This window comes from Shinella sp. S4-D37 (assembly GCF_040812195.1).
Classification (GTDB): domain Bacteria; phylum Pseudomonadota; class Alphaproteobacteria; order Rhizobiales; family Rhizobiaceae; genus Shinella.
In genome coordinates this window covers 448,252-467,982 of sequence record NZ_JBFNXL010000005.1, presented here as the reverse complement: position 1 = coordinate 467,982, position 19,731 = coordinate 448,252, and the positions used below count along the sequence as shown (strand labels likewise).

Here is a 19,731-nt window from a genome sequence, read left to right as displayed (position 1 = left end):
GAGGTTGTATGTGGCGGCCATGACCCAGGAGATTTCTTCCCTCGCCCCGGCCAGCGGCTTCCTCGTCGCCGCGCTCTACCATTTCGTCTCGGTGCCGCGTTTTGCCGAACTGCGCGCGCCGTTGCAGGCGCTCTGCGAAGAAAACGGCGTGCGCGGCACGCTGCTGCTGGCCCACGAGGGCATCAACGGCACGATCGCCGGGCCGGCCGACGGCATCCGCCGGGTGCTCGCCTTCCTGCGCGGCCAGCCGGAATTTTCCGCGCTGGAACACAAGGAAAGCCATGCGGCCGAGATGCCCTTCCTGCGCATGAAGGTGCGGCTGAAGAAGGAGATCGTCTCCATGGGCGTCGAGGACATCGACCCCACGCGCTGCGTCGGCACCTATGTGGCGCCCGAGGACTGGAACGCGCTGATTTCCGACCCCGAGACGATCGTCATCGACACGCGCAACGACTACGAGACGTCGATCGGCATGTTCAAGGGCGCGGTCGATCCGAACACCAGGACCTTCCGCGAGTTTCCGGACTGGGTGCGGGAGAATGCCGGCCTGCACAACAAGCCGAAGATCGCCATGTACTGCACCGGCGGCATCCGCTGCGAGAAGGCGACCGCCTTCATGAAGGAACAGGGGTTCGACGAGGTCTACCACCTCAAGGGCGGCATCCTGAAATACCTCGAAGAGGTGCCGGCCGAGGAAAGCCTCTGGGAGGGCGCCTGCTTCGTCTTCGACGAGCGCGTCTCCGTGCTGCATGGCCTGGAAGAGGGCGAGCACAAGCTCTGCCGCGCCTGCCGCCACCCGCTGACCGCCGAAGAGATCACCTCGCCGCTCTACGAGGCCGGCGTCTCCTGCCCGCATTGCCACGCCACGCGCAGCGAGGACGACCGCCTGCGCTTCCGCCAGCGGCAGAAGCAGATGGATCTTGCGAGGAAACGCGGCGAGCGGCATCTCGGCAAATAGGGGGCAAGGGGCCGCCCCTACCCCGCCCGGTGGTTCCCCTTCGGGAATTCGCCGGCGAGCGCTGCATACCATTTACCGCTCTTCTTGACCGTGCGCACCTGCGTCTCGTAGTCGACGTGCACGATGCCGAAGCGCATCCGGTAGCCTTCCGCCCACTCGAAATTGTCCATCAGGCTCCAGGTGAAGTAGCCGCGCATCGGATAGCCCTCGCCGATGAGGTCCGCGGTGACGCCGAGATGCTCGGCGATATAGTCGAGGCGCGGCTGGTCGTCGACCACGCCGTCCTCGGCGCCCATATTGTAGCAGGCACCGTTTTCCGTGATGTAGCAGGCGGGCAGCGCGTAATCCGCATTCAGCTTGCGGATGAGATCGCCGAGCGCGGGCGCGAACACCTCCCAGCCGATATCCGTCCGGGTGTCGGCGACCGGCGGCGCGGGCACGGTCGCGGGGAATTCCGCCCCCTCCGCCGGATCGTGCGCGACGCGCATCGGCGTATAGTAGTTGAGCCCCCACCAGTCGAGCGGCTGGCTGATCGTCTCCATGTCGCCGGGCTCGATGGCCGGCATGCGATGGCCGAGCGCGGAGAGGAAGCTCTCGGGATATTCGCCCTTGAAGACCGGGCCGAAGAAGACGCCGTTGTGAAAATCGAAGGCCCGCGCGGCCGCCGCGCGGTCGGCCTCACTGTGGCTGCCGGCCTGGATGGAGTGCGCATTGAGGACAAGGCCGGCGGCAAGCTGCGGGCGCTCGGCGCGGATCGCCGCCACGCCGAGGCCGTGCGCCAGGTTGGTGACGTGCAGGGCATGGAGCGCCGCGTCCATGCTGCGCTCGCCCGGCGCGTGGAGGCCGTAGAGATGGCTGAGCCAGACGGAGCACCAGGGCTCGTTGAAGGTCGCCACCGCATCCAGCCGGTCGCCGAGCCGGGCGATCACCGTTTTCGCATAGCGCTGGAAGGCATAGGCCGTCTGCCGCGCCGTCCAGCCGCCATCGCCCGCCAGCATCAGCGGCAGGTCCCAGTGGTAGAGCGTGGCGAAGGCCTTGATGCCGCGGGCCTTCAGGCCGTCGACAAGACGATCGTAGAAATCCAGCCCCTTCTCGTTCACCGCGCCCGTGCCTTCGGGGATGATGCGCGGCCAGGCGATGGAGAACCGGTAGGCCGACACGCCAAGCGACTGGATGAGATCGAGGTCCGCCTCCAGCCGGTTGTAGTGATCGCAGGCCACATCGCCGTTGTGCCGGCCGAAGACCCGGCCCGGCATGTTGGAAAACGCGTCCCAGATCGACGGCTTGCGGCCATCCGTCTTCGCAGCGCCCTCGATCTGGAAGGCGGCTGTCGCCACGCCGAACACGAAGTCGCCGGGAAACCGGCCGGCAAGGGTCTTGGGATCGCTCATTTTCGTCTCTCAGGGTCGGCGCGCGCGAATCTTGTTACTGCAACGTTGCAGTATGAGCATGATATGCAAAAATCAACGGTTTTTCACGCGCGGCCGGATTGCGCCCCGATAACCGGAAGCCGTCTTTAAACAGGGATTGCTTAAACAACGGTTAGGACTTGCCCTTTAGACTGCCGATAGCCCGGGACGGAGGCACTGGCGTGGTACGACGGATTGCAAAGCATCTCGTGCGCAAGGGCATGTTCGTGGAATCGCTGGAGTGCCCGAACGCCGAATTCTCGGGGCGGCGCTTCCTCGTCCAGTCCGACGAGACCGTGCGGGCGATCCTCGCCACCTCCGCCGCCTATGCGCTGGTCAATCCGCAAAAGAGCACGGTGGACATAGACCTCGCCACGGACACGGCCCCGCCGGCGCGAGCCGCCGAGGAGCGCAAGCACACGCTGGAAACCGTCGCGCAATCGGCCCGCTCGCTGCGCAACAGTTTCGACACGGTGCGCAGCGGCGAGCTGGAGATCGGCGCCCTCTCGCCGGTCGCCGACGAGATTTCCGCGCGCATCGACGCCGCGCCCGACGTCTTCCTGAAGGTCACGCGCCTCAAGACGAAAGACGAGGGAACCTATGTGCATTCGCTGACGGTCGGCGCGCTCATGATGCGTCTTGCCCGCCTGCTCGGCCATGGCGACGACGCGGTGCGCGAACTCGGCGTGGCGGGCCTGCTGCACGATGTCGGCAAGCTGATGATCCCCAACACGGTGCTCAACAAGAGCGGTCGGCTGGACAGCGACGAAAAGCGCCTGATACGCGGCCATCCCGAACTCGGATACCGCCTGCTGAAGGAACAGGGCAACGTGTCCGACCTCGTGCTCGACATCTGCCGCTACCATCACGAGATGCTCGACGGCAGCGGCTATCCGCTCGGCCTCAAGGCCGACAAGCTGAGCCCGGAAATCCGCATCGCCACCATCTGCGATGTCTTCGAGGCGCTGACGAGCACCCGCCCCTACAAGCGGCCGTGGACGACGCGCGAGGCGCTGAACTGGATGTTCGACCGGGGCCACATGTTCGACAAGAAGCTGGTGATCCGCCTCGGCAGCATTTTCGCCTGAAGCGCCCGCACGCCGCATCAGGGCGGCGGCCGGGCGATCCGGCTGAAGCCTAGACCTTCACCCAGGCGCCGTTCTTCCTGGAGGACTGCACGCAGGCATCGACGAAGAGCATGCCCTTGAGGCCGTCGTCCACCGTCGGATAGGTGACGGCGGGATCGAGCGGCGTGCCCTTGCGCTTGGCATGGATGGCGCGCGCGGCTTCGGAATAGATGTTGGCGAAGCCTTCCAGATAGCCTTCCGGATGGCCGGGCGGCACGCGGCTGACGCGGGCGGCGGCGGTACCCGACCCCGCACCGCCCCGGGTGATCAGGCGCTTCGGCTCGCCGAAGGGCGTGTACCAGAGATAGTTCGGATCGGCCTGCACCCATTCGAGCCCGCCCCTGGTGCCGTAGACGCGAACCTTCAGGCCGTTCTCGTGGCCGGGCGCCACCTGGCTGCACCAGAGCATGCCCTTGGCGCGCGCGCCGTCCTTCTCCCTGAAGCGCATCATGACATGAGCGTTGTCATCGAGGCGTCGGCCCGGCACGAAGCTGTCGAGATCGGCGGAGAGCTCTTCCAGTTCGAGACCGGAAACGAAGCAGCCGAGATTGTAGGCATGGGTGCCGATGTCGCCGGTGGAACCACCCGCACCCGACTTGGTGGGGTCCGTGCGCCAGGCGGCCTGTTTCTGGCCGCTGCTCTCGATATCCTCCGTCAGCCAGTCCTGCGGATATTCCATCTGTACGAGCCGGATCGTGCCGAGTTCGCCGCGCGCAACCATCTCGCGGGCCTGCCGGACCATCGGGTAGCCGGTGTAATTGTGCGTCAGCACGAAGAGCGCCTCGCCCTCCTCCGCCAGCTTCTTCAGCTTGCGCGCATCGCCGAGCGTCGAGGTCAGCGGCTTGTCGCAGATAACGTGGATGCCGCGCTTCAGGAATTCCTTCGCGGCCTCGTAGTGCACATGGTTCGGCGTGACGATCGCCACCGCCTCGATGCCGTTCTTCAGCTTGGCCTCGCGGATCGCCATTTCCTTGAAGCTGCCGTAGCTGCGCGAGGGGTCGAGCCCCAGTTCGCGCGCCGACTGCTCCGCCTTTTCCGGCGAGGACGACAGCGCGCCGGCGACGAGCTCATAGTGATCGTCCAGCCTTGCAGCGATGCGATGCACCGCGCCGATAAAGGCGCCCGAGCCGCCGCCGACCATGCCGAGCCGGATGCGGGGTTCCCGCGCCTCGCCGGCGCTTCCTTCGATTGCCATGAAAATCCTCCTTGATGTTGTGCGGGAGGCTCACCCCCCCTCTGTCACTTCGTGATCCCCCACAAGGGGGGAGATCAAATCGTGGCACCGCTTCGCTCCAAGCCGCTCTCCCCCTTGTGGGGGAGATGCCCGGCAGGGCAGAGGGGGTATTTCCACCTAGCCTCTCAAAGCCCCAGCATGCGCCGGTTCGCCGCCTGGTCGGTGCCGCCGTCGGCGAAATCGTCAAAGGCCTTTTCCGTCACGCGGATGATATGCGCCTTGACGAATTCCGCGCCCTCGCGCGCGCCGTCCTCCGGATGCTTCAGCGCGCATTCCCATTCGACCACGGCCCAGCCGGCGAAATCGTTGGCCGCCATCTTGGAGAAGACGGCGCCGAAATCGACCTGACCGTCGCCCAGCGAACGGAAGCGCCCGGCGCGGTTCACCCAGCTCTGGTAGCCGCCATAGACGCCCTGCCGCCCCGTCGGGTTGAACTCGGCATCCTTCACATGGAACATGCGGATGCGGTCCTTGTAGATGTCGATATTGTCGAGATAGTCGAGGCACTGCAGCACATAGTGCGAGGGATCGTAGAGCATGCAGGCGCGGGCGTGGTTGCCGGTACGCTCCAGGAACATCTCGTAGGTGATGCCGTCATGCAGGTCTTCGCCCGGATGGATCTCGTAGCAGACGTCCACGCCGCAATCCTCAGCATGGTCGAGGATCGGCTTCCAGCGCTTCGCCAGTTCGTCGAAAGCCGTCTCCACGAGACCGGCGGGGCGCTGCGGCCAGGGATAGACGAAGGGCCAGGCAAGCGCGCCGGAGAAGCTCGCCATGGCATCGAGGCCGAGATGCCTGGACGCCGTCAGCGCGAGCTTGACCTGCTCGACCGCCCATTCCTGACGCGCCTTCGGGTTGCCGCGGACCTCCGGTGCGGCGAACCCGTCGAAGGCCTCGTCATAGGCCGGGTGCACGGCGACGAGCTGGCCCTGCAGGTGGGTCGACAGTTCCGTGACCTCGACGCCGTTCTCGCGCGCCTTGCCGGCGAACTCGTCGCAATAGGCCTTGGAGGAGGCCGCCTTCTTCAGGTCGATGAAGCGTCCGTCCCAGCTCGGGACCTGCACGCCCTTGTAGCCGATGTCGGCGGCCCATTTGGTGATCGAATCCCAGGAATCGAACGGCGCGGCATCGCCGGCGAACTGGGCGAGAAACAGGGCCGGGCCCTTGATCGTCTTCATCTGTGGCGTCCTCCATGGACCGGGCCATCCGCGCGGCCGGTCTGATATATTCTTGCGGTACGTACCGCAGCGCGTGGCAGGCTACCGGTCTTTGGCCGGGCGGGCAATGTGGAAAACCGCCCGGGCCGTCATGGCCCGGGCGGCTCGTTTCCGTCAGATCAGAACGGGGAGTCCGGGAAGTAGAAGTCCTTCGCGTTGTCCTTCGTCACCAGCGTCGCGTCGATCGTGTAGACGCCGCGCACCGGCACCTGGCCGTAGAAGTTGGCGGCCGTCATTTCGAGCGCGGTGCCGACCATTGCCGGCGGATAGAGCACGTCGACCGGGATCATCTTGTCGCCGTCCATGACCTTCTTGATCATGTCCTTCGAGCCGGCGCCGGCCACGACATACTGGATGTCCGTGCGGCCGGCCTGTTCGATGGCCTGCAGCACGCCGACGGCCATGTCGTCGTCCTGGCACCAGACGACATCTATCTTCTGGTACTTGGTGAGATAATCCTGCATGACCTTGAAGGCGTCGTCGCGGTTCCAGTTGCCGTACTGGCGGTCGAGAACCTTGACGCTCGAGCCTTCGATGCCCTTGTCGAAACCGTCCTGGCGCTCCTGGTCGATCGGGATCGGCATGCCGCGGATGACGACGACTTCGGCTTCCGGCGTCGTGGCCTTGATATATTCACCGGCCGTCTGGCCGAGCGCGAAGTTGTTGCCGGCGACGTAGAGGTCACGCACCGAATTGTCGTTGGTGCTCGGCGCACGGTCGACCAGCGCGACGAAGGTGCCGCTGTCCTTGATCTCCTTGATCGCGTTGACCAGCGGATCGGGATCCGTCGGCAGGATGACGAGCGCGTCGATGCCCTGCGTGGCGAGATCCTGCACGGCATTTGCCTGGCTTGCCGGGTCCGGCGAGGTCTTGACGACGACGTTGAGGCCCGGATGGCTCGCCATGAGAAGCTTGGCGACGCGCTCGGCGTGGAAGATCACGCCGGCCGTCCAGCCATGGCTGGCCGCCGGGATCGAGACGCCGATCGTCACCTTCTTCTCTTCCTGTGCGTGGGCAAAGCCGGTGAAGACGGCGAACGCCGCAACCGTCAGGCCCAGTAGTTTCTTGCGCATGAGTTTCCTCCCAAAAGCAGGTCTTTGTTCCGAACCGGGCGACCCGTAGACCCGGCTACTTCCCCGCGGTTCCAGGGCTGGAACCGCCTGGTCTCACGATTTGCGCACCAGCGAGCGCTGGACGAGCATCGCAATGATGATGATCGCGCCCTGGATGGCCCCGATCAGGTATTCGCTGATGAAGTTGGAGAGCAGCATGATGTTGCCGACCAGCTCCAGGATGAAGGCGCCGCAGATCGTGCCCCAGACGCGGCCCGCCCCGCCCTTCAGCGCCGTGCCGCCGACGACGACCGCCGTGATCGCCTGCAATTCCCAAAGAATGCCCGTCGTTGCCGAGGTGGAGCCGAGGCGCGGCACGTAGAGCAGCACGGCGATGGCGACGCACAGGCCCTGGATAACGAAGGCGATGGTGCGCACCCGGTCGACCGGAATGCCGGAATAGCGCGCCACGTCCCGGTTCGAACCGACGGCCACGACATGCCGGCCGTAGCGCATGCGGTAGAGGACGAAGGCGGCGATGGCGGTGACGACGAAGATGACGGCGATCGGCACCGGCACGCCGAGGATCGAGCCGAAATAGGCCGGGCGATAGAGCGCCTGCAATTCCGGCTCGCGCAGCGTGATCGCGCCGCCCTGCGACAGCCAGGTCGTCAGGCCGCGATAGATGCCCATCGTGCCCAGCGTGGCGATGAAGGGCTCGATCTTGCCGACGGTGGTGATGAGGCCGTTCAGAAGGCCGCAGCCCGCGCCGATGACCACCGCAAGCACCATCGCGGCCGTCAGCATCAGCGAGGGATCGGCGATCGCGCCGGAATTCATGAAGAGAATCATGAGGCTGGCGACGAAGGCGACCATGGCGCCGACCGACAGGTCGAGGTCGCCGGACGAGATGACGAAGGTGGCGCCGACCGCGATGATCGCGATGAAGGCGCTGCGTGTCGCGACGTTCGCCAGGTTGGTGAAGCCGATGAAATTGGGATTCACCAGCGCACCGACGACGAGCAGCAGGGCCAGCGCCGCGAAGGGCGCGACGGCCCTCAGATCCACATCCCGCCAGCTGCGGCCCCTGCCCTTCGTTTCGACCGCGTCGTCGCTTGCCGTCATCTTCGTCCCCAACCTGATTTTCGTGTGATGCCGCCGGCGCGAGGCTCAGGCGGCGGTCTTCTTCTTCAATCCTGCCGAATAGCGCATGATCTCCTGCTCGGAGATTTCCTCGCCTTCGAGAATGCCGACGATCCGCCCTTCCCGCATCACGGCAACGCGCGTGCACAGGCCGATGATCTCGGGCATCTCGGAAGAGACGACGATGATCGACTTGCCGTCGCGGGCGAGCGCCGAGATGAAATGGTAGATCTGCTGCTTCGTGCCGACGTCGATGCCGCGCGTCGGCTCGTCGATGATGATGACGCCCGGCTCGGTCTCCATGACCTTGGCGAGCAGCAGCTTCTGCTGGTTGCCGCCCGACATGCGGCCGGCGACGACGCGTCCGTCGCGCACACGGATGTCGAAGCGCCGGCGGGCGCGCTCCAGCGCCTCCGCCTCGCTCTTCGGGCTGAGATAACCGTAATTGCCGTGCTTCTCCAGCGATTGCAGCGTGAGGTTCGCCGTCATGCGGGAGTTCAGGAGCAGGCCCTTTTGCTTGCGGTCCTTGGTCATGTAGGCGATGCCGACGCGGTTGGCGGCATGCACGTCGCCGCCCGGCACGCTCTCGCCGCGCACCGAAACCTCGCCGGAAAGGCGCGGGCGGAGCCCCGCCACGGCCTCCATCAGCTCGGAACGCCCGGAGCCGATCAACCCGGAAAAGCCGAGGATCTCGCCCTTGCGGACTTCGAAGCTCGCATCCTTGACGTAAGGCGTCGAAAGGCCCGCCACGGCGAGCGCCACCTCCTCGTCGACGCTCGGCTCCTGCTTGGACGGATAGAGGCTGGAAAGCTCGCGGCCGACCATGAGCTGCGCGATCGATTCGCCGTCAAGGATGTTCGTCGGCGCCGTCTTCACCCATTGCCCGTCGCGCAGCACGGTGACGCGGTCGGTCAGCTCCATCACCTCGTCCAGCTTGTGGGAGACGAAGACGAAGGAGGTGCCCTGCTCGCGCAGCTTGCGCACCTGGCGGAAGAGGTAATTGGTCTCCTCGCGCGAGAGCACGGCGGTCGGCTCGTCCATGAAGATGATGCGCGCATCGCGGCTGATGGCTTTCGCGATCTCCACCATCTGCTTGTCGGCGATGGAGAGCGAGCTGATCAGCGCATTCTCGTCCACATGGGAGCCGAGCTGGTCGAGCACGCGGCGCGTTTCCGCGCGCATGAACTTGCGGTCGAGCACGCCGTAGCGCGTCACTTCCCGGCCGAGGAACAGGCTCTCGGTGACGGTCAGGTGTTCGGCGAGATTGAACTCCTGGTGGATGATGACGATGCCGAGCTGCTCGGCCTGGCCGTTCGGCGGCAGCCTGACCGGCCGACCGTCGAGAAGAATCTCGCCGGAGGTCGGCTGCTCGAAACCGGAGAGGATCTTGACGAGCGTCGACTTGCCGGCGCCGTTCTCGCCCATCAGTGCATGGATCTCGCCGGCACGCAGCTCGAAATTGACGCTGAACAGCACCTGCACGCCATTGAAAGACTTGGCGATGCGGCGTGTAGCGAGAACGACGGGAGCCCCGTCGGCAGCGTCCGGATTCATGATGTCCTCCTTGCGGCTCCTCGACCGCTTGAGGAACGATGTAAACCTTTACATCGAATATGTAAAGGTTTACATCGTTGGATATCGGGAATTTCCACCAAGCGCCGTTTGACCCCCAGTCCAGTCTGTGTAGTGTCCCCGCACTTCGTTTGTTAATGCAATTCCGGATGCACCGTCGCACCCCCCGCCGGAATAGCCCGTACCGAGTGAGAGCCAGTTTGTCGACGTCCAGCCCTGCCACGATCGAGGATGTCGCGCGGATCGCGCAGGTCTCGATCGCGACCGTATCGCGGGCGATCCACACGCCGGAAAAGGTGGCCAACTCGACGCGGCTGAAGGTCAACCAGGCGATCGCCATCACCGGTTATACGACCAATGCGATGGCACGCAGCCTGCGCCTCGGCCGGTCGAACATGATCCTCGTCGTGGCGCCCGATATCGGCGACCCGAACTTTTCCAACATCCTTGTCGGCCTGGAAAACGAGGCGCGCGCGCATGGCTACGGCATTCTCATCGGCCATACGCAGAACGATCCGCAACGCGGCCTCGAATACCTGAAATTCCTGAATTCCAACCAGGCGGCGGGGCTGATCCTCTTCACGGGCATCCTGCCTTTCGGCCACCAGTCGATGACCGCCCGCCTGCCGCCCAGCGTCGGCGTCTTCGAGCCGGTCTATAACGGCGGCATCCCCTATGTCGGCGTCGACGACATCGAGGGCGCACGCAAGGCGGTCGACCTTCTCATCGCCGAGGGGCACCGCAACATCGCCTTCATCGGCGATTCGCGCACGCGCCTCGCCTATAGCCGGCGCCGCCAGGGCTACGAGGCCGGGCTCGACGCCGCGGGCGTGCCGGCCGGCGGGCGCCTCGTCCTGGAGGGCGACGGGACGATCGAGAGCGGACGCCTCGCGCTCGAACAGCTCTTCATGCGCGACACGCTGCCGAGCGCCTTCATGTGCGTCAACGACCAGACCGCGATCGGCGTGATGATCGGCCTCGGCGCGCGCGGCTACGACATTCCGACCGACTTTTCCGTCACCGGCTTCGACGACGTGCCGCAGGCGAGCTTCATGACGCCCTCGCTCACCACCATCCGCCAGCCGCGCACCGCCATCGGCAAGAGCGCCATGGCGCTGCTCTTCGAACTGCTCTCCGACAGCGAGCCGGCCGAAACGGAAATCCTGCTTCGGCCGGACCTCATCGTGCGCAATTCGGTCTCCGCGCCGGCGCGGCGGTTCTTGAAGCGGTAGCCCTTTCTTGCCGCGTCCGAAGCACGCCCTCATCCCTACCAGGGCCGCAACGAAAAAGGGCGCCGTCCGGCGCCCTCTCCCGATATCGCAATCGCCGTTCAAACGTAGCGGTTGACCACGTTTTCCAGCAGCTCCTGCCGGCCGGAGCGCGGCTGGGGGTTGACGCCGTTCTTCAACACATGGGCTTCCAGCGCCTCCAGCGAGGAGCCGCCGGCAAGCAGCTTCTGCGCTTCCGGCGTCTGCCAGCCGGCATAGCGCTCGGCGAGCGGGCCGGACAGCGCCTTGTCCTCGATCATCTTCACCGCAGCCTTCAGGCCGCGCGCGCAGCAATCCATGCCGCCGATATGGCCGATCAGGAGATCCGCCGGGTCGATCGACTGGCGGCGCAGCTTGGCGTCGAAGTTCGTGCCGCCGGTGGTGAAGCCGCCGCCGGAAAGCACCTGGTAGAAGGCAAGCGCCATTTCCGGCACGTTGTTGGGGAACTGGTCGGTGTCCCAGCCGGACTGGTAGTCGTTGCGGTTCATGTCGATCGAGCCGAAGATGCCGAGCGCGTTGGCAAGCGCCAGCTCGTGCTCGAAGGAATGGCCGGCGAGGATCGCATGGCCCTGCTCGATATTGACCTTCACCTCGTTTTCCAGGCCGTACTTCCTGAGGAAGCCGTAGACCGTCGCGACGTCGAAATCGTACTGGTGCTTGGTCGGCTCCTGCGGCTTCGGCTCGATGAGGATGGCGCCCTTGAAGCCGATCTTGTGCTTGTATTCGACGACCATGTTGACGAAGCGCCCCAGCTGGTCGAGCTCCTGGCCGATATTGGTGTTGAGCAGGGTCTCGTAACCCTCGCGGCCGCCCCACAGAACGTAGTTGTCACCTCCGAGGAGGTGCGTGGCGTCGATGCAGGTCTTCACCGTCGCCGCGGCGAAGGCGAAGACGTCCGGATCGGGGTTGGTCGCCGCACCGCCCATGTAGCGGCGGTTGGAGAAGAGGTTGGCCGTGCCCCACAGCAGCTTGACGCCCGTCGCGGCCTGCTTCTCGGCGAAATAGTCGACGATCTCGTTGAGGTTCTTCGTGTTCTCGACGAAGTCCCTGCCTTCCGGCCTGACGTCCGCGTCATGGAAGCAGTAGAAGGGCACGCCGAGGAGCTGGAAGAATTCGAAGGCGACGTCGGCCTTCAGCTTGGCGGCCTTCATCGTGTCCTCGAACCACGGGCGTTCGAAGGTCTGCCCTCCGAAGGGATCGCCGCCCGGCCAGACGAAGGTGTGCCAATAGGCGACGGCGAAGCGCAGGTGATCCTCCATGCGCTTGCCCGCGACGATCTCGTCGGGATTGTAGTGGCGGAAGGCGAGCGGGTTGGTGCTCTCAGGACCTTCATACTTGATCTTGGCAATATCGCCGAAGAAGCCGGTGGCCATGGATGTCTCCTCTTGTGTGTCCGTTGATCAGTAGGCGGCGCGGATCGCCGGGTAGAGGCGGCGATAGCGCTGGTAGGCGTCCTCGTAGGCGGCCGTGAGGGCCGCCTCCGGTTCGATGGTTTCGGCCGTGGCCGGCGCGCTGCAGACCGCGACGGGATCCGCCCCGGTCGCGGCAACGAGGCCGAGGCGGGCGGCGCCGAAAGCCGCGCCGAAATCGCCGTCCGCCGGCAGGTCGACGGGCAGGCCCAGCGCGGTGGCGATCGATTTCAGCCAGTAGCGCGAGCGCGAGCCGCCGCCGATGGCCGTGACGCGCGAAAGGCTGGTGCCGGCAGATTTCAGGGCTTCGAGATTGTCGCGAAGGGCGAAGGATACGCCCTCCAGCACGGCCTGCGTCAGCACCACCCGGCCGCTCTCATGGCCGAGCCCGAGGAAGGCACCGCGGATCGCCGCGTCGTTGTGCGGCGTGCGCTCGCCCGAAAGATAGGGCAGGAAGGCGACGCCCGTCGGCGCCTTGAGCGCATCGCCAAGCTCCTGCGTGAGATCGGCGGCGGAGGCGCCGGTGACGCGCGAATGCCAGTTCAGCGCGTCGGTGGCCGAAAGGATGACGCCCATCTGGTGCCAGGTGCCCGGCAGCGCGTGGCAGAAGGCGTGAACGGCGCTTTCGGGGTTCGGCAGGTAGCTGCCATTGGCCGCAAACAGCACGCCCGACGTGCCGAGCGAGACGAAGGCCGACCCCTCGCGCACCGTGCCCATGCCGCAGGCCGAGGCCGCATTGTCCCCCGCCCCGCCGGCAACGACGACGCCGGCGCCGAGGCCCCATCGCACGGCAAGCTCCGGCCGCAGGGTGCCGGCAGCCTGCGTGCCTTCCACCAGCGCCGGCATCTGGCGCTCTTCGAGCCCGGTCGCAGCGAGAAGCTCGCCCGACCATGCGCGCGCGCCCGTATCGAGCCAGGACGTACCCGCCGAATCCGACATTTCCGACATATGCTCGCCGGTAAGCCAGACGCGCAGGAAATCCTTCGGCAGCAGCACCCAGCGGACCTTCGCGAAGATGTCCGGCTCGTTGTTCTTCACCCAGGCGAGTTTCGGCGCGGTGAAACCGGGGAAGACGATGTTGCCGGTGATCCTGCGGAACCGCGGGTCGGCATCGAGCGCCGCCGCCTCGCGGTGGCTGCGCGTGTCGTTCCACATGATGCAGGGCCGCAGCATCCTGTCTTCGGCATCGAGCAGGGTCGCGCCGTGCATGTGGCCGGAAAGGCCGATGCCGCGGACGGCGGCAAGCGCTACGGGATGGGCGGCGCGAAGGCCGGCGATCGCCTCCTCCGTCGCGCGGATCCAGTCCGCCGGGTCCTGTTCCGACCAGCCGGCCTGCGGCCGCGCGGTCTCCACCTCTGTGCTGGAGGCCGAGCCGACGACCGTCTGGTCCGCGTCGATCAGCATGGCCTTGACGCTCGACGTGCCGAGGTCGATCCCGAGATACATGGCGTTCTCCTAGTTGCCGTCATCCCCGTCCGGTCCGGCCGGGAGGTTGTCCTTGATGAAGATGTCGAGACGGATGCGCTCCTGCGCCGCGATGACGGGCAGGCCGTCCGCCTTGGCGCGCAGCACGCGGATGGCGCTGCGCACCTCGTGGCCGGCATCCTGGTTGAGCACGGCGTCGATGGCGCCGGTTTCGAGCCCGGCGCGGGTATGGGCGGTCAATTCGTGGGCGATCACGCACATGTCCCTGGCGTGTTCGGCGGCAAGCGCCGCGACGAGGCCCTGATTGCCAGCGCCGAGGCTGTAGATGCCGGCGAGATCTGGCACGGCAGCGAGGCATTCAGAGATCAGCGCGCGGGCGCGGGCGGGATCGTCCTGTCCTTCCAGCACCGGCAGAATGGCGCGGGCGACGGGCATGTCCGCCATCGCGGCGCAAAACCCCTCCAGGCGCTCGCGGTGGTCACGAACGCGCATCGAGCCGGCGAGAACGGCGACGGGGCCGGGCAGGCTGCCGAGGAAGCGCCCCATCAGGCTGCCGGCCGTCCGGCCCGCGGCGATGTTGTCGACGCCGACGAAGTGATCGCGCCCGGAACCGGCAAGGTCGGAGACCAGCGTGACGAGGGGAATGCCGGCCGCCTGCGCCCGGCCGATGGCGTCAGAAACCTCCGGCGCATCCACGGCGACGGCGGCGATGCCGGCGACCTTTTCGGCGACGGCACCGTCGATGGCCTTCGCCAGCGCACCGGCATCGAAGGCGGGCACGGTGACGACGGAAAGGCGGGTGCGCTCGCTCGCCGAATGCAGGCCGGCGCGGCGCACCTCCGCCTCCAGTCCGCGCATGAAGGGATTGTCGCCCTGCGGCAGGATGAAGACGAGCGGATAGACCCGGCTCTTGGCGAGGTTCGCCGCCGCCACGTCGCGCACATAGCCGAGCGCGGCGATCGCCGCCTCCACCTTGGCACGCGTTACGCCGCGAACGCCCGGGCGGTCGTTCAGCACGCGGTCGACGGTCGCCAGGCTGACGCCCGCCTTGTCGGCAATATCGTGAACCGTGGGTCGCATCTCTCCTCCGTGCCGAGACCCATAGAGGAATTTCTGATGTACGTAAATCAAAAATTTCCGACGGGCGGCCGACACCGATCCTTCCGCCGGCAAGACGCCTCTCGGGAGGCATGGGATGAGGGTGTTCGGGCCGCGACGTTCAGCGCAAAACGGCGTCAGGCGCGGACCGGGATCGCCCGTGACGCGGGGTCAGTGCCCGCCGCCGCCCCGCACCGCGCCCTGCGGCTTGCGGATCGCCACGACGCAGACGATGAGCGTCGCGAAAAGGCCGGTCAGCAGCACGAAGACATCGATGAAGGACAGGATATAGGCCTGCTGCTGCACCAAGCCGACCATCTGCTTGACGGCGATGGCGGGCCCGTCGAGGCCGTGGGCGCTGTAATTGGCGGCCATGTTGCCCATGCGCTCGACGGCTTCGGGATTGCCCCACTGCACATGCTCGGAAAGGCGCAGGTAGTGTTCCTGGGAACGCTGGGTGAGGATCGTGTTGATGACCGCCAGGCCCACGGCGCCGCCGAGGTTGCGCGTCAGGTTGAACAGGCCGGAAGCATTGCGGATGCGGTCGGGCGACAGGGTGCCGAGCGCCACGTTGTTGATCGGCACCATGCAGATCATCAGCGACACGCCGCGCAGGATCTGCGGCACCAGCAGTTCGTAGAAATCCCAGTCCGCGGTCAGCTGCGTCATCGACCATGTACCGAGCGCGAAACCGGCGAAACCCATCATCATCATGACGCGCGGATCGAGCCGCGACGACATCATGCCGGCGATCGGCGCGGTGCAGAACATGGCGAGGCCCGAAATGAACAGGGTTTCGCCGATCATCAGCGAATCATAGCCGCGGATGCGCGCGAGATAGAGCGGGTAGAGATAGGTGAGGCCGTAGAGGCCGATGCCCATGGTGAAGGAGAAGATCGAGCCGAAGGCGAAGTTGCGGTTGGCGAAGGCGCGCAGGTCCACCACCGGGAACGGCACCTTGAAGGCGCGCCAGAAGAACACCGCCGCGCCGACCACCACGGCGACGGAGCCGAGAACGATGTGCTCGTCGCTGAACCACTCCTTGTTGTTGCCCTCCTCCAGCACGTATTCGAGCGAGCCGAGGAACACCGCCATGGAGATGAGACCCCACCAGTCGAAGCGCTTCATCAGGCTGAATTCCGGCTTGTCGAAGTCGATGAGGTTCCAGGTGAGAACCGTGACGATGATGCCGGGGATGATGTTGACGAGGAACAGCCAGTGCCAGGAAAAGGCGTGGCTGAGATAGCCGCCGACCGTCGGTCCGATGGTGGGCGCGAGCGTTGCGACGAGGCCGATCATCGGCGAGACGATGTTGCGCTTGGAGGGCGGGAAGATGGTGAAGGCGGCCGCGAAGACCGAGGGGATCATGCCGCCGCCGATGAAGCCCTGGATGGCACGATAGACGATCATCTGGTCGATGTTCGTCGCGGTCGCGGCAAGCGCGCTCGCCATGGTGAAGCCGGCGGCCGAGAAGGCGAAGAGCACGCGCGTCGAGACGATGCGCGCGAGCGTGCCCGACAGCGGGATCATGATGACCTCGGCGATGAGGTAGGAGGTCTGCACCCAGGCAATCTCGTCGGCGCCCGCACCGAGGCCGGCCTGGATCTCCGACAGCGAGGCCGAGACGATCTGGATGTCGAGGATCGACATGAACATGCCGAAGACCATCGCGAAGAACGCGACGACGCGGCGGACGGGAACCTTGTCGGCCTGCGCGGGCGCCGCCATCAGGGCGCCGGCTGCCGGTTGAGCGGTCGCGGCCATGGCCCGCGCTCCTTTGCTGGAGGTCTTACTCGGCCTTGGCGGCGAGCGCCGTGCCGGCCGGCGCCGTGCGGCTGTCGACGTCGACGACGACGCTGAGGCCGGCGCGCAGCTTGCCGCTGTCCAGCACCTCCTGCGGGATGGCGATGCGGACCGGCACGCGCTGCGTGACCTTGGTGAAGTTGCCCGTGGCGTTTTCCGCCGGCAGCAGCGAGAAGACCGAGCCGGAGGCCGGCGCGATCGAATCCACAATGCCGACAATATCGTCATCCTCAAAGGCATCGACATGCAGATGCACCTTCGAGCCCGGCACGAGACGGGCGATCTGCGTTTCCTTGAAGTTCGCCTCGATATAGAGGTCCTTCACCGGAACGAGCGCGGCAAGGCGCTGGCCGGCCGAGACGAGATCGCCGACCTGCACGGAAATGTTGCCGACGACGCCGTCATAGGGCGCCTTCAGCACGGTGAAGCCGAGGTCGCGCACCGCCTTGTCGCGGGCAAGCTCGAGCGTGCGGATCTGGCTCTCGGCCTCCGCGCGCTGCGCCTCGAGCACGGTGATCGCCGCCCTGGCGGCGACGATATTGGCATCCGCGCCGACGAGGTTGGCCTTGGCCTGGTCCAGCGCCACGGTGGCGCTGTCGAGCGAGGCGGTGGTGCCGACGGCCTTGGCGTTCAGTTCCTTGGCGCGCTTTTCGGCGACTTCCGCGCCACTGAGGGCGGCCTGATAGGCCGCCTTCTGGGCATCCGCCTGGGCAAGGCTCGCCCTGGCGCCTTCGATCTGCGCGTCGATGCGGCCGAGCGAAAGCTTCTGCGTCGCGATCTGCGCCTCGGCCTGCTCGCGGGCGAGCCGGTAGTCGCCGTCGTCGAGCGTGACGAGCGGATCACCGGCCTTCACCCTCTGGTTGGCGACGGCATTGACCACGTCCACATAGCCGGATACCTTGGGGGAGATGGAGGCGATGTCGCCCTCGATATAGGCGTCGTCCGTCGAGATCATGAAACGGCCGTTCGTCCACCATTCGTGGGCGTACCACCCGCCAGCGGCGATGAGCGCGACGGCGAGGATCGGCAGCGCAAGACGCCGGCCGCCCTTCTTCTCCTGCGGCGGGGCAACGGCGGGCGCGGCCTCCGCCGGTCGCGCCTCGGCGGTCTCAGCCTGGAAATCGTCGTTGACCGGACGAACCTTCGCTGTGCCGGCGCCATGGGAAGTCGACATGGGATTGCCACCATCTCTGGGATAAAATTCCGAACTGAACCGTTCGGTTCGATTTGACATAGACTCCTTTCTCGCGCATATCAAGTACCAATCGAACCGCTTGGTTCGAAATAGTTGACACTAGGTTTCGAACACGGGAACGGAGATGCACACGACGGAAGACAAGCCGGTCGCCCCCCATAGTGGGCGCCGCATCGCCGGCGAGGACCCCGCCAAGCGCGAGCAGATCCTCGACGGCGCCAAGCGCGTGTTCATGGAAGAGGGCCTCGAAGCCGCCAGCATGAACGACATCACGCGCGCCGCCGGCGTTTCCAAGGGCACGATCTACGTTTATTTCGAGAACAAGGAAGACCTGTTCGGCTCGATGATCGAGCGCGAGCGCCGGCGGATCACCGAAACGGTGCGCCATGTGCTCGACGGCAGGAAGCCGATCGCCGAGACGCTGATGGAATTCGGCGTGTTGTTCGCCACCCACATGACGGCGGACCCGACGATCCGCGCCATGCGCATGGTGATCGCCGCCAACCACCGCCTGCCGAAACTCTGTAGCCGCTTCTTCTCCGCAACGCCGATCAACCCGGTTTCGGTGCTGCAGGAATATCTCGACCGCCAGGTGGCGGCCGGCATCGTCGTTGCGGACGACACGGCCCAGGCGGCCAAGCAGTTCATCGAACTCACCACGGTCGGCCTCTTCAAGCCCCGCATCTTCGGCTCGATGGAAGACGTGCCGCAGAAGACCGTGATCGAACAGAACGTCGCCTCGGCCATAAGGGTCTTCCTCGCCGCCTATGGCGCAAAGCCTTAAGGCCTGGGAAACCGCCGCCCATCAGATGACGAAAGCGTGATATGGGCGCGAACGGCAATCGCTCAGCTTGCCAGCGGTCGAATTCTGCATAAATACGGAAGTCCATTCTCAACCCCGTATTCTGGAGAGGAAGACCGGATGGACAGCATTCTTGCGCTCGTGCAAGACCCGGCCGCCTGGATAGCCCTCGTCACACTCATCGTGATGGAGGTGGTTCTCGGCATCGACAACCTCATCTTCATCTCGATCCTGACGAACAAGCTGCCCGCCGAGCATCGCGAACGGGCTCGCCGCATCGGCATCGGCCTTGCGCTCGTCATGCGCCTTGCGCTGCTCGGCACCATCGCCTGGATCGTCCAGCTGACCACCCCGGTCTTCGAGGCCTTCGGCCACGGCTTCTCCTGGAAGGACATGATCCTGATCGCCGGCGGCCTCTTCCTCGTCTGGAAGGCGACGAAGGAGATCCACCACAATGTCGATCCCATCGACCACAAGGAAGACATGGTCGGCGGCGCGGTCTCGAACAGCTTTACGGCGGCGATCGGCCAGATCCTGCTGCTCGACCTCGTCTTCTCCATTGACAGCATCATCACCGCCGTCGGCATGACGCCGCACCTGCCGATCATGGTGATCGCCGTCCTCGTCGCGGTCACGGTCATGCTGCTGGCAGCGACCCCGCTCGCCAACTTCATCGAGAGGAACCCGACGATCGTCATGCTGGCGCTGGCGTTCCTGCTGATGATCGGCACCACGCTGATCGCCGAGGGCATGGGACTGCATGTGCCCAAAGGCTACATCTATGCCGCCATGGCCTTCTCGGCCCTCGTCGAGGTGCTGAACATGTTCTCGCGCAACGCGCGGCAGAAAGCCAGGGGTTCGGGCACACACTGAAAGGCGACCGGCGGGATCGTCATCCCGCCGGTTTCGCTTTTGAAGCCTGCTGAAGACGCGCCGGACGGGTGGGGAGCTCGACTGCCGTTTCGTTGGCCACGGGAAGAAACCGGAAAAACGCCCGTGTTCTCCATCTCCGTCGCGTC

At 65.8% G+C, this 19,731-nt stretch carries 16 protein-coding genes; 5 read left to right on the top strand and 11 right to left on the bottom strand.

All coding sequences use genetic code 11. The features are described 5' to 3' along the window. Nucleotides 1–19: 19 nt before the first annotated feature. A complete protein-coding gene (locus tag AB3G45_RS09720) occupies nucleotides 20–958 on the top strand; it encodes a rhodanese-related sulfurtransferase (RefSeq protein ID WP_367830353.1) in 939 nt (312 codons plus the stop codon). 17 nt (nucleotides 959–975) lie between these two features. Here AB3G45_RS09720 and AB3G45_RS09715 read toward each other — a convergent pair whose 3' ends face one another. After that, nucleotides 976–2,349, bottom strand: coding sequence for a GH1 family beta-glucosidase (locus AB3G45_RS09715; protein WP_367830352.1), 1,374 nt, complete (start codon nucleotides 2,347–2,349; stop codon nucleotides 976–978). A 200-nt stretch (nucleotides 2,350–2,549) separates the two neighbouring features. Between AB3G45_RS09715 and AB3G45_RS09710 the strand changes: the two genes are divergently transcribed. Beyond that, nucleotides 2,550–3,455: an HD-GYP domain-containing protein gene (locus AB3G45_RS09710; protein WP_367830351.1), complete on the top strand. Its 906-nt coding sequence runs from the start codon at nucleotides 2,550–2,552 to the stop codon at nucleotides 3,453–3,455. A gap of 49 nt (nucleotides 3,456–3,504) precedes the next feature. Here AB3G45_RS09710 and AB3G45_RS09705 read toward each other — a convergent pair whose 3' ends face one another. From AB3G45_RS09705 to AB3G45_RS09685, 5 genes are all read right to left on the bottom strand, one after another. Further along, nucleotides 3,505–4,689 (bottom strand): Gfo/Idh/MocA family protein, encoded by a 1,185-nt coding sequence (locus AB3G45_RS09705; protein WP_367830350.1) that lies wholly within the window; start codon nucleotides 4,687–4,689, stop codon nucleotides 3,505–3,507. 164 nt (nucleotides 4,690–4,853) lie between these two features. Then, on the bottom strand, nucleotides 4,854–5,906 hold the full coding sequence (locus tag AB3G45_RS09700) for a sugar phosphate isomerase/epimerase family protein (protein ID WP_367830349.1): 1,053 nt from the start codon (nucleotides 5,904–5,906) through the stop codon (nucleotides 4,854–4,856). A 158-nt stretch (nucleotides 5,907–6,064) separates the two neighbouring features. Beyond that, complete coding sequence (locus tag AB3G45_RS09695) at nucleotides 6,065–7,018, bottom strand: substrate-binding domain-containing protein (protein ID WP_272806591.1); 954 nt, start codon at nucleotides 7,016–7,018, stop codon at nucleotides 6,065–6,067. Nucleotides 7,019–7,111: 93 nt separating this feature from the next. Further along, nucleotides 7,112–8,122, bottom strand: coding sequence for an ABC transporter permease (locus AB3G45_RS09690; RefSeq protein WP_367830348.1), 1,011 nt, complete (start codon nucleotides 8,120–8,122; stop codon nucleotides 7,112–7,114). 45 nt (nucleotides 8,123–8,167) lie between these two features. Beyond that, entirely contained in the window at nucleotides 8,168–9,694 is a 1,527-nt protein-coding gene (locus AB3G45_RS09685; RefSeq protein ID WP_367830347.1) for a sugar ABC transporter ATP-binding protein, read from the bottom strand. Between the two features lie 218 nt (nucleotides 9,695–9,912). Between AB3G45_RS09685 and AB3G45_RS09680 the strand changes: the two genes are divergently transcribed. Beyond that, on the top strand, nucleotides 9,913–10,944 hold the full coding sequence (locus AB3G45_RS09680; RefSeq protein ID WP_367830346.1) for a LacI family DNA-binding transcriptional regulator: 1,032 nt from the start codon (nucleotides 9,913–9,915) through the stop codon (nucleotides 10,942–10,944). Nucleotides 10,945–11,042: 98 nt separating this feature from the next. Here the strand turns inward: AB3G45_RS09680 and xylA are convergent, their stop codons facing one another. The 5 genes from xylA to AB3G45_RS09655 all read right to left on the bottom strand — a co-directional run bounded on the left by xylA (nucleotide 11,043) and on the right by AB3G45_RS09655 (nucleotide 17,889). Continuing rightward, nucleotides 11,043–12,353, bottom strand: a complete 1,311-nt coding sequence (gene xylA / locus AB3G45_RS09675) for a xylose isomerase (RefSeq protein WP_367830345.1) — start codon at nucleotides 12,351–12,353, stop codon at nucleotides 11,043–11,045. Nucleotides 12,354–12,380: 27 nt separating this feature from the next. Continuing rightward, nucleotides 12,381–13,835 (bottom strand): xylulokinase, encoded by a 1,455-nt coding sequence (gene xylB, locus AB3G45_RS09670; protein WP_367830344.1) that lies wholly within the window; start codon nucleotides 13,833–13,835, stop codon nucleotides 12,381–12,383. Nucleotides 13,836–13,844: 9 nt separating this feature from the next. After that, entirely contained in the window at nucleotides 13,845–14,894 is a 1,050-nt protein-coding gene (locus AB3G45_RS09665) for a LacI family DNA-binding transcriptional regulator (protein WP_367830343.1), read from the bottom strand. Between the two features lie 189 nt (nucleotides 14,895–15,083). Next, nucleotides 15,084–16,640, bottom strand: a complete 1,557-nt coding sequence (locus AB3G45_RS09660) for a DHA2 family efflux MFS transporter permease subunit (RefSeq protein ID WP_367833548.1) — start codon at nucleotides 16,638–16,640, stop codon at nucleotides 15,084–15,086. A gap of 61 nt (nucleotides 16,641–16,701) precedes the next feature. Then, on the bottom strand, nucleotides 16,702–17,889 hold the full coding sequence (locus AB3G45_RS09655) for an HlyD family secretion protein (protein ID WP_367830342.1): 1,188 nt from the start codon (nucleotides 17,887–17,889) through the stop codon (nucleotides 16,702–16,704). Between the two features lie 145 nt (nucleotides 17,890–18,034). Between AB3G45_RS09655 and AB3G45_RS09650 the strand changes: the two genes are divergently transcribed. Further along, the gene (locus AB3G45_RS09650; protein ID WP_367830341.1) at nucleotides 18,035–18,694 is read left to right on the top strand and encodes a TetR/AcrR family transcriptional regulator C-terminal domain-containing protein; all 660 of its coding nucleotides are present in this window, start codon (nucleotides 18,035–18,037) and stop codon (nucleotides 18,692–18,694) included. A 138-nt stretch (nucleotides 18,695–18,832) separates the two neighbouring features. Continuing rightward, a complete protein-coding gene (locus tag AB3G45_RS09645) occupies nucleotides 18,833–19,585 on the top strand; it encodes a TerC family protein (RefSeq protein WP_367830340.1) in 753 nt (250 codons plus the stop codon). Nucleotides 19,586–19,731: the final 146 nt, after the last annotated feature.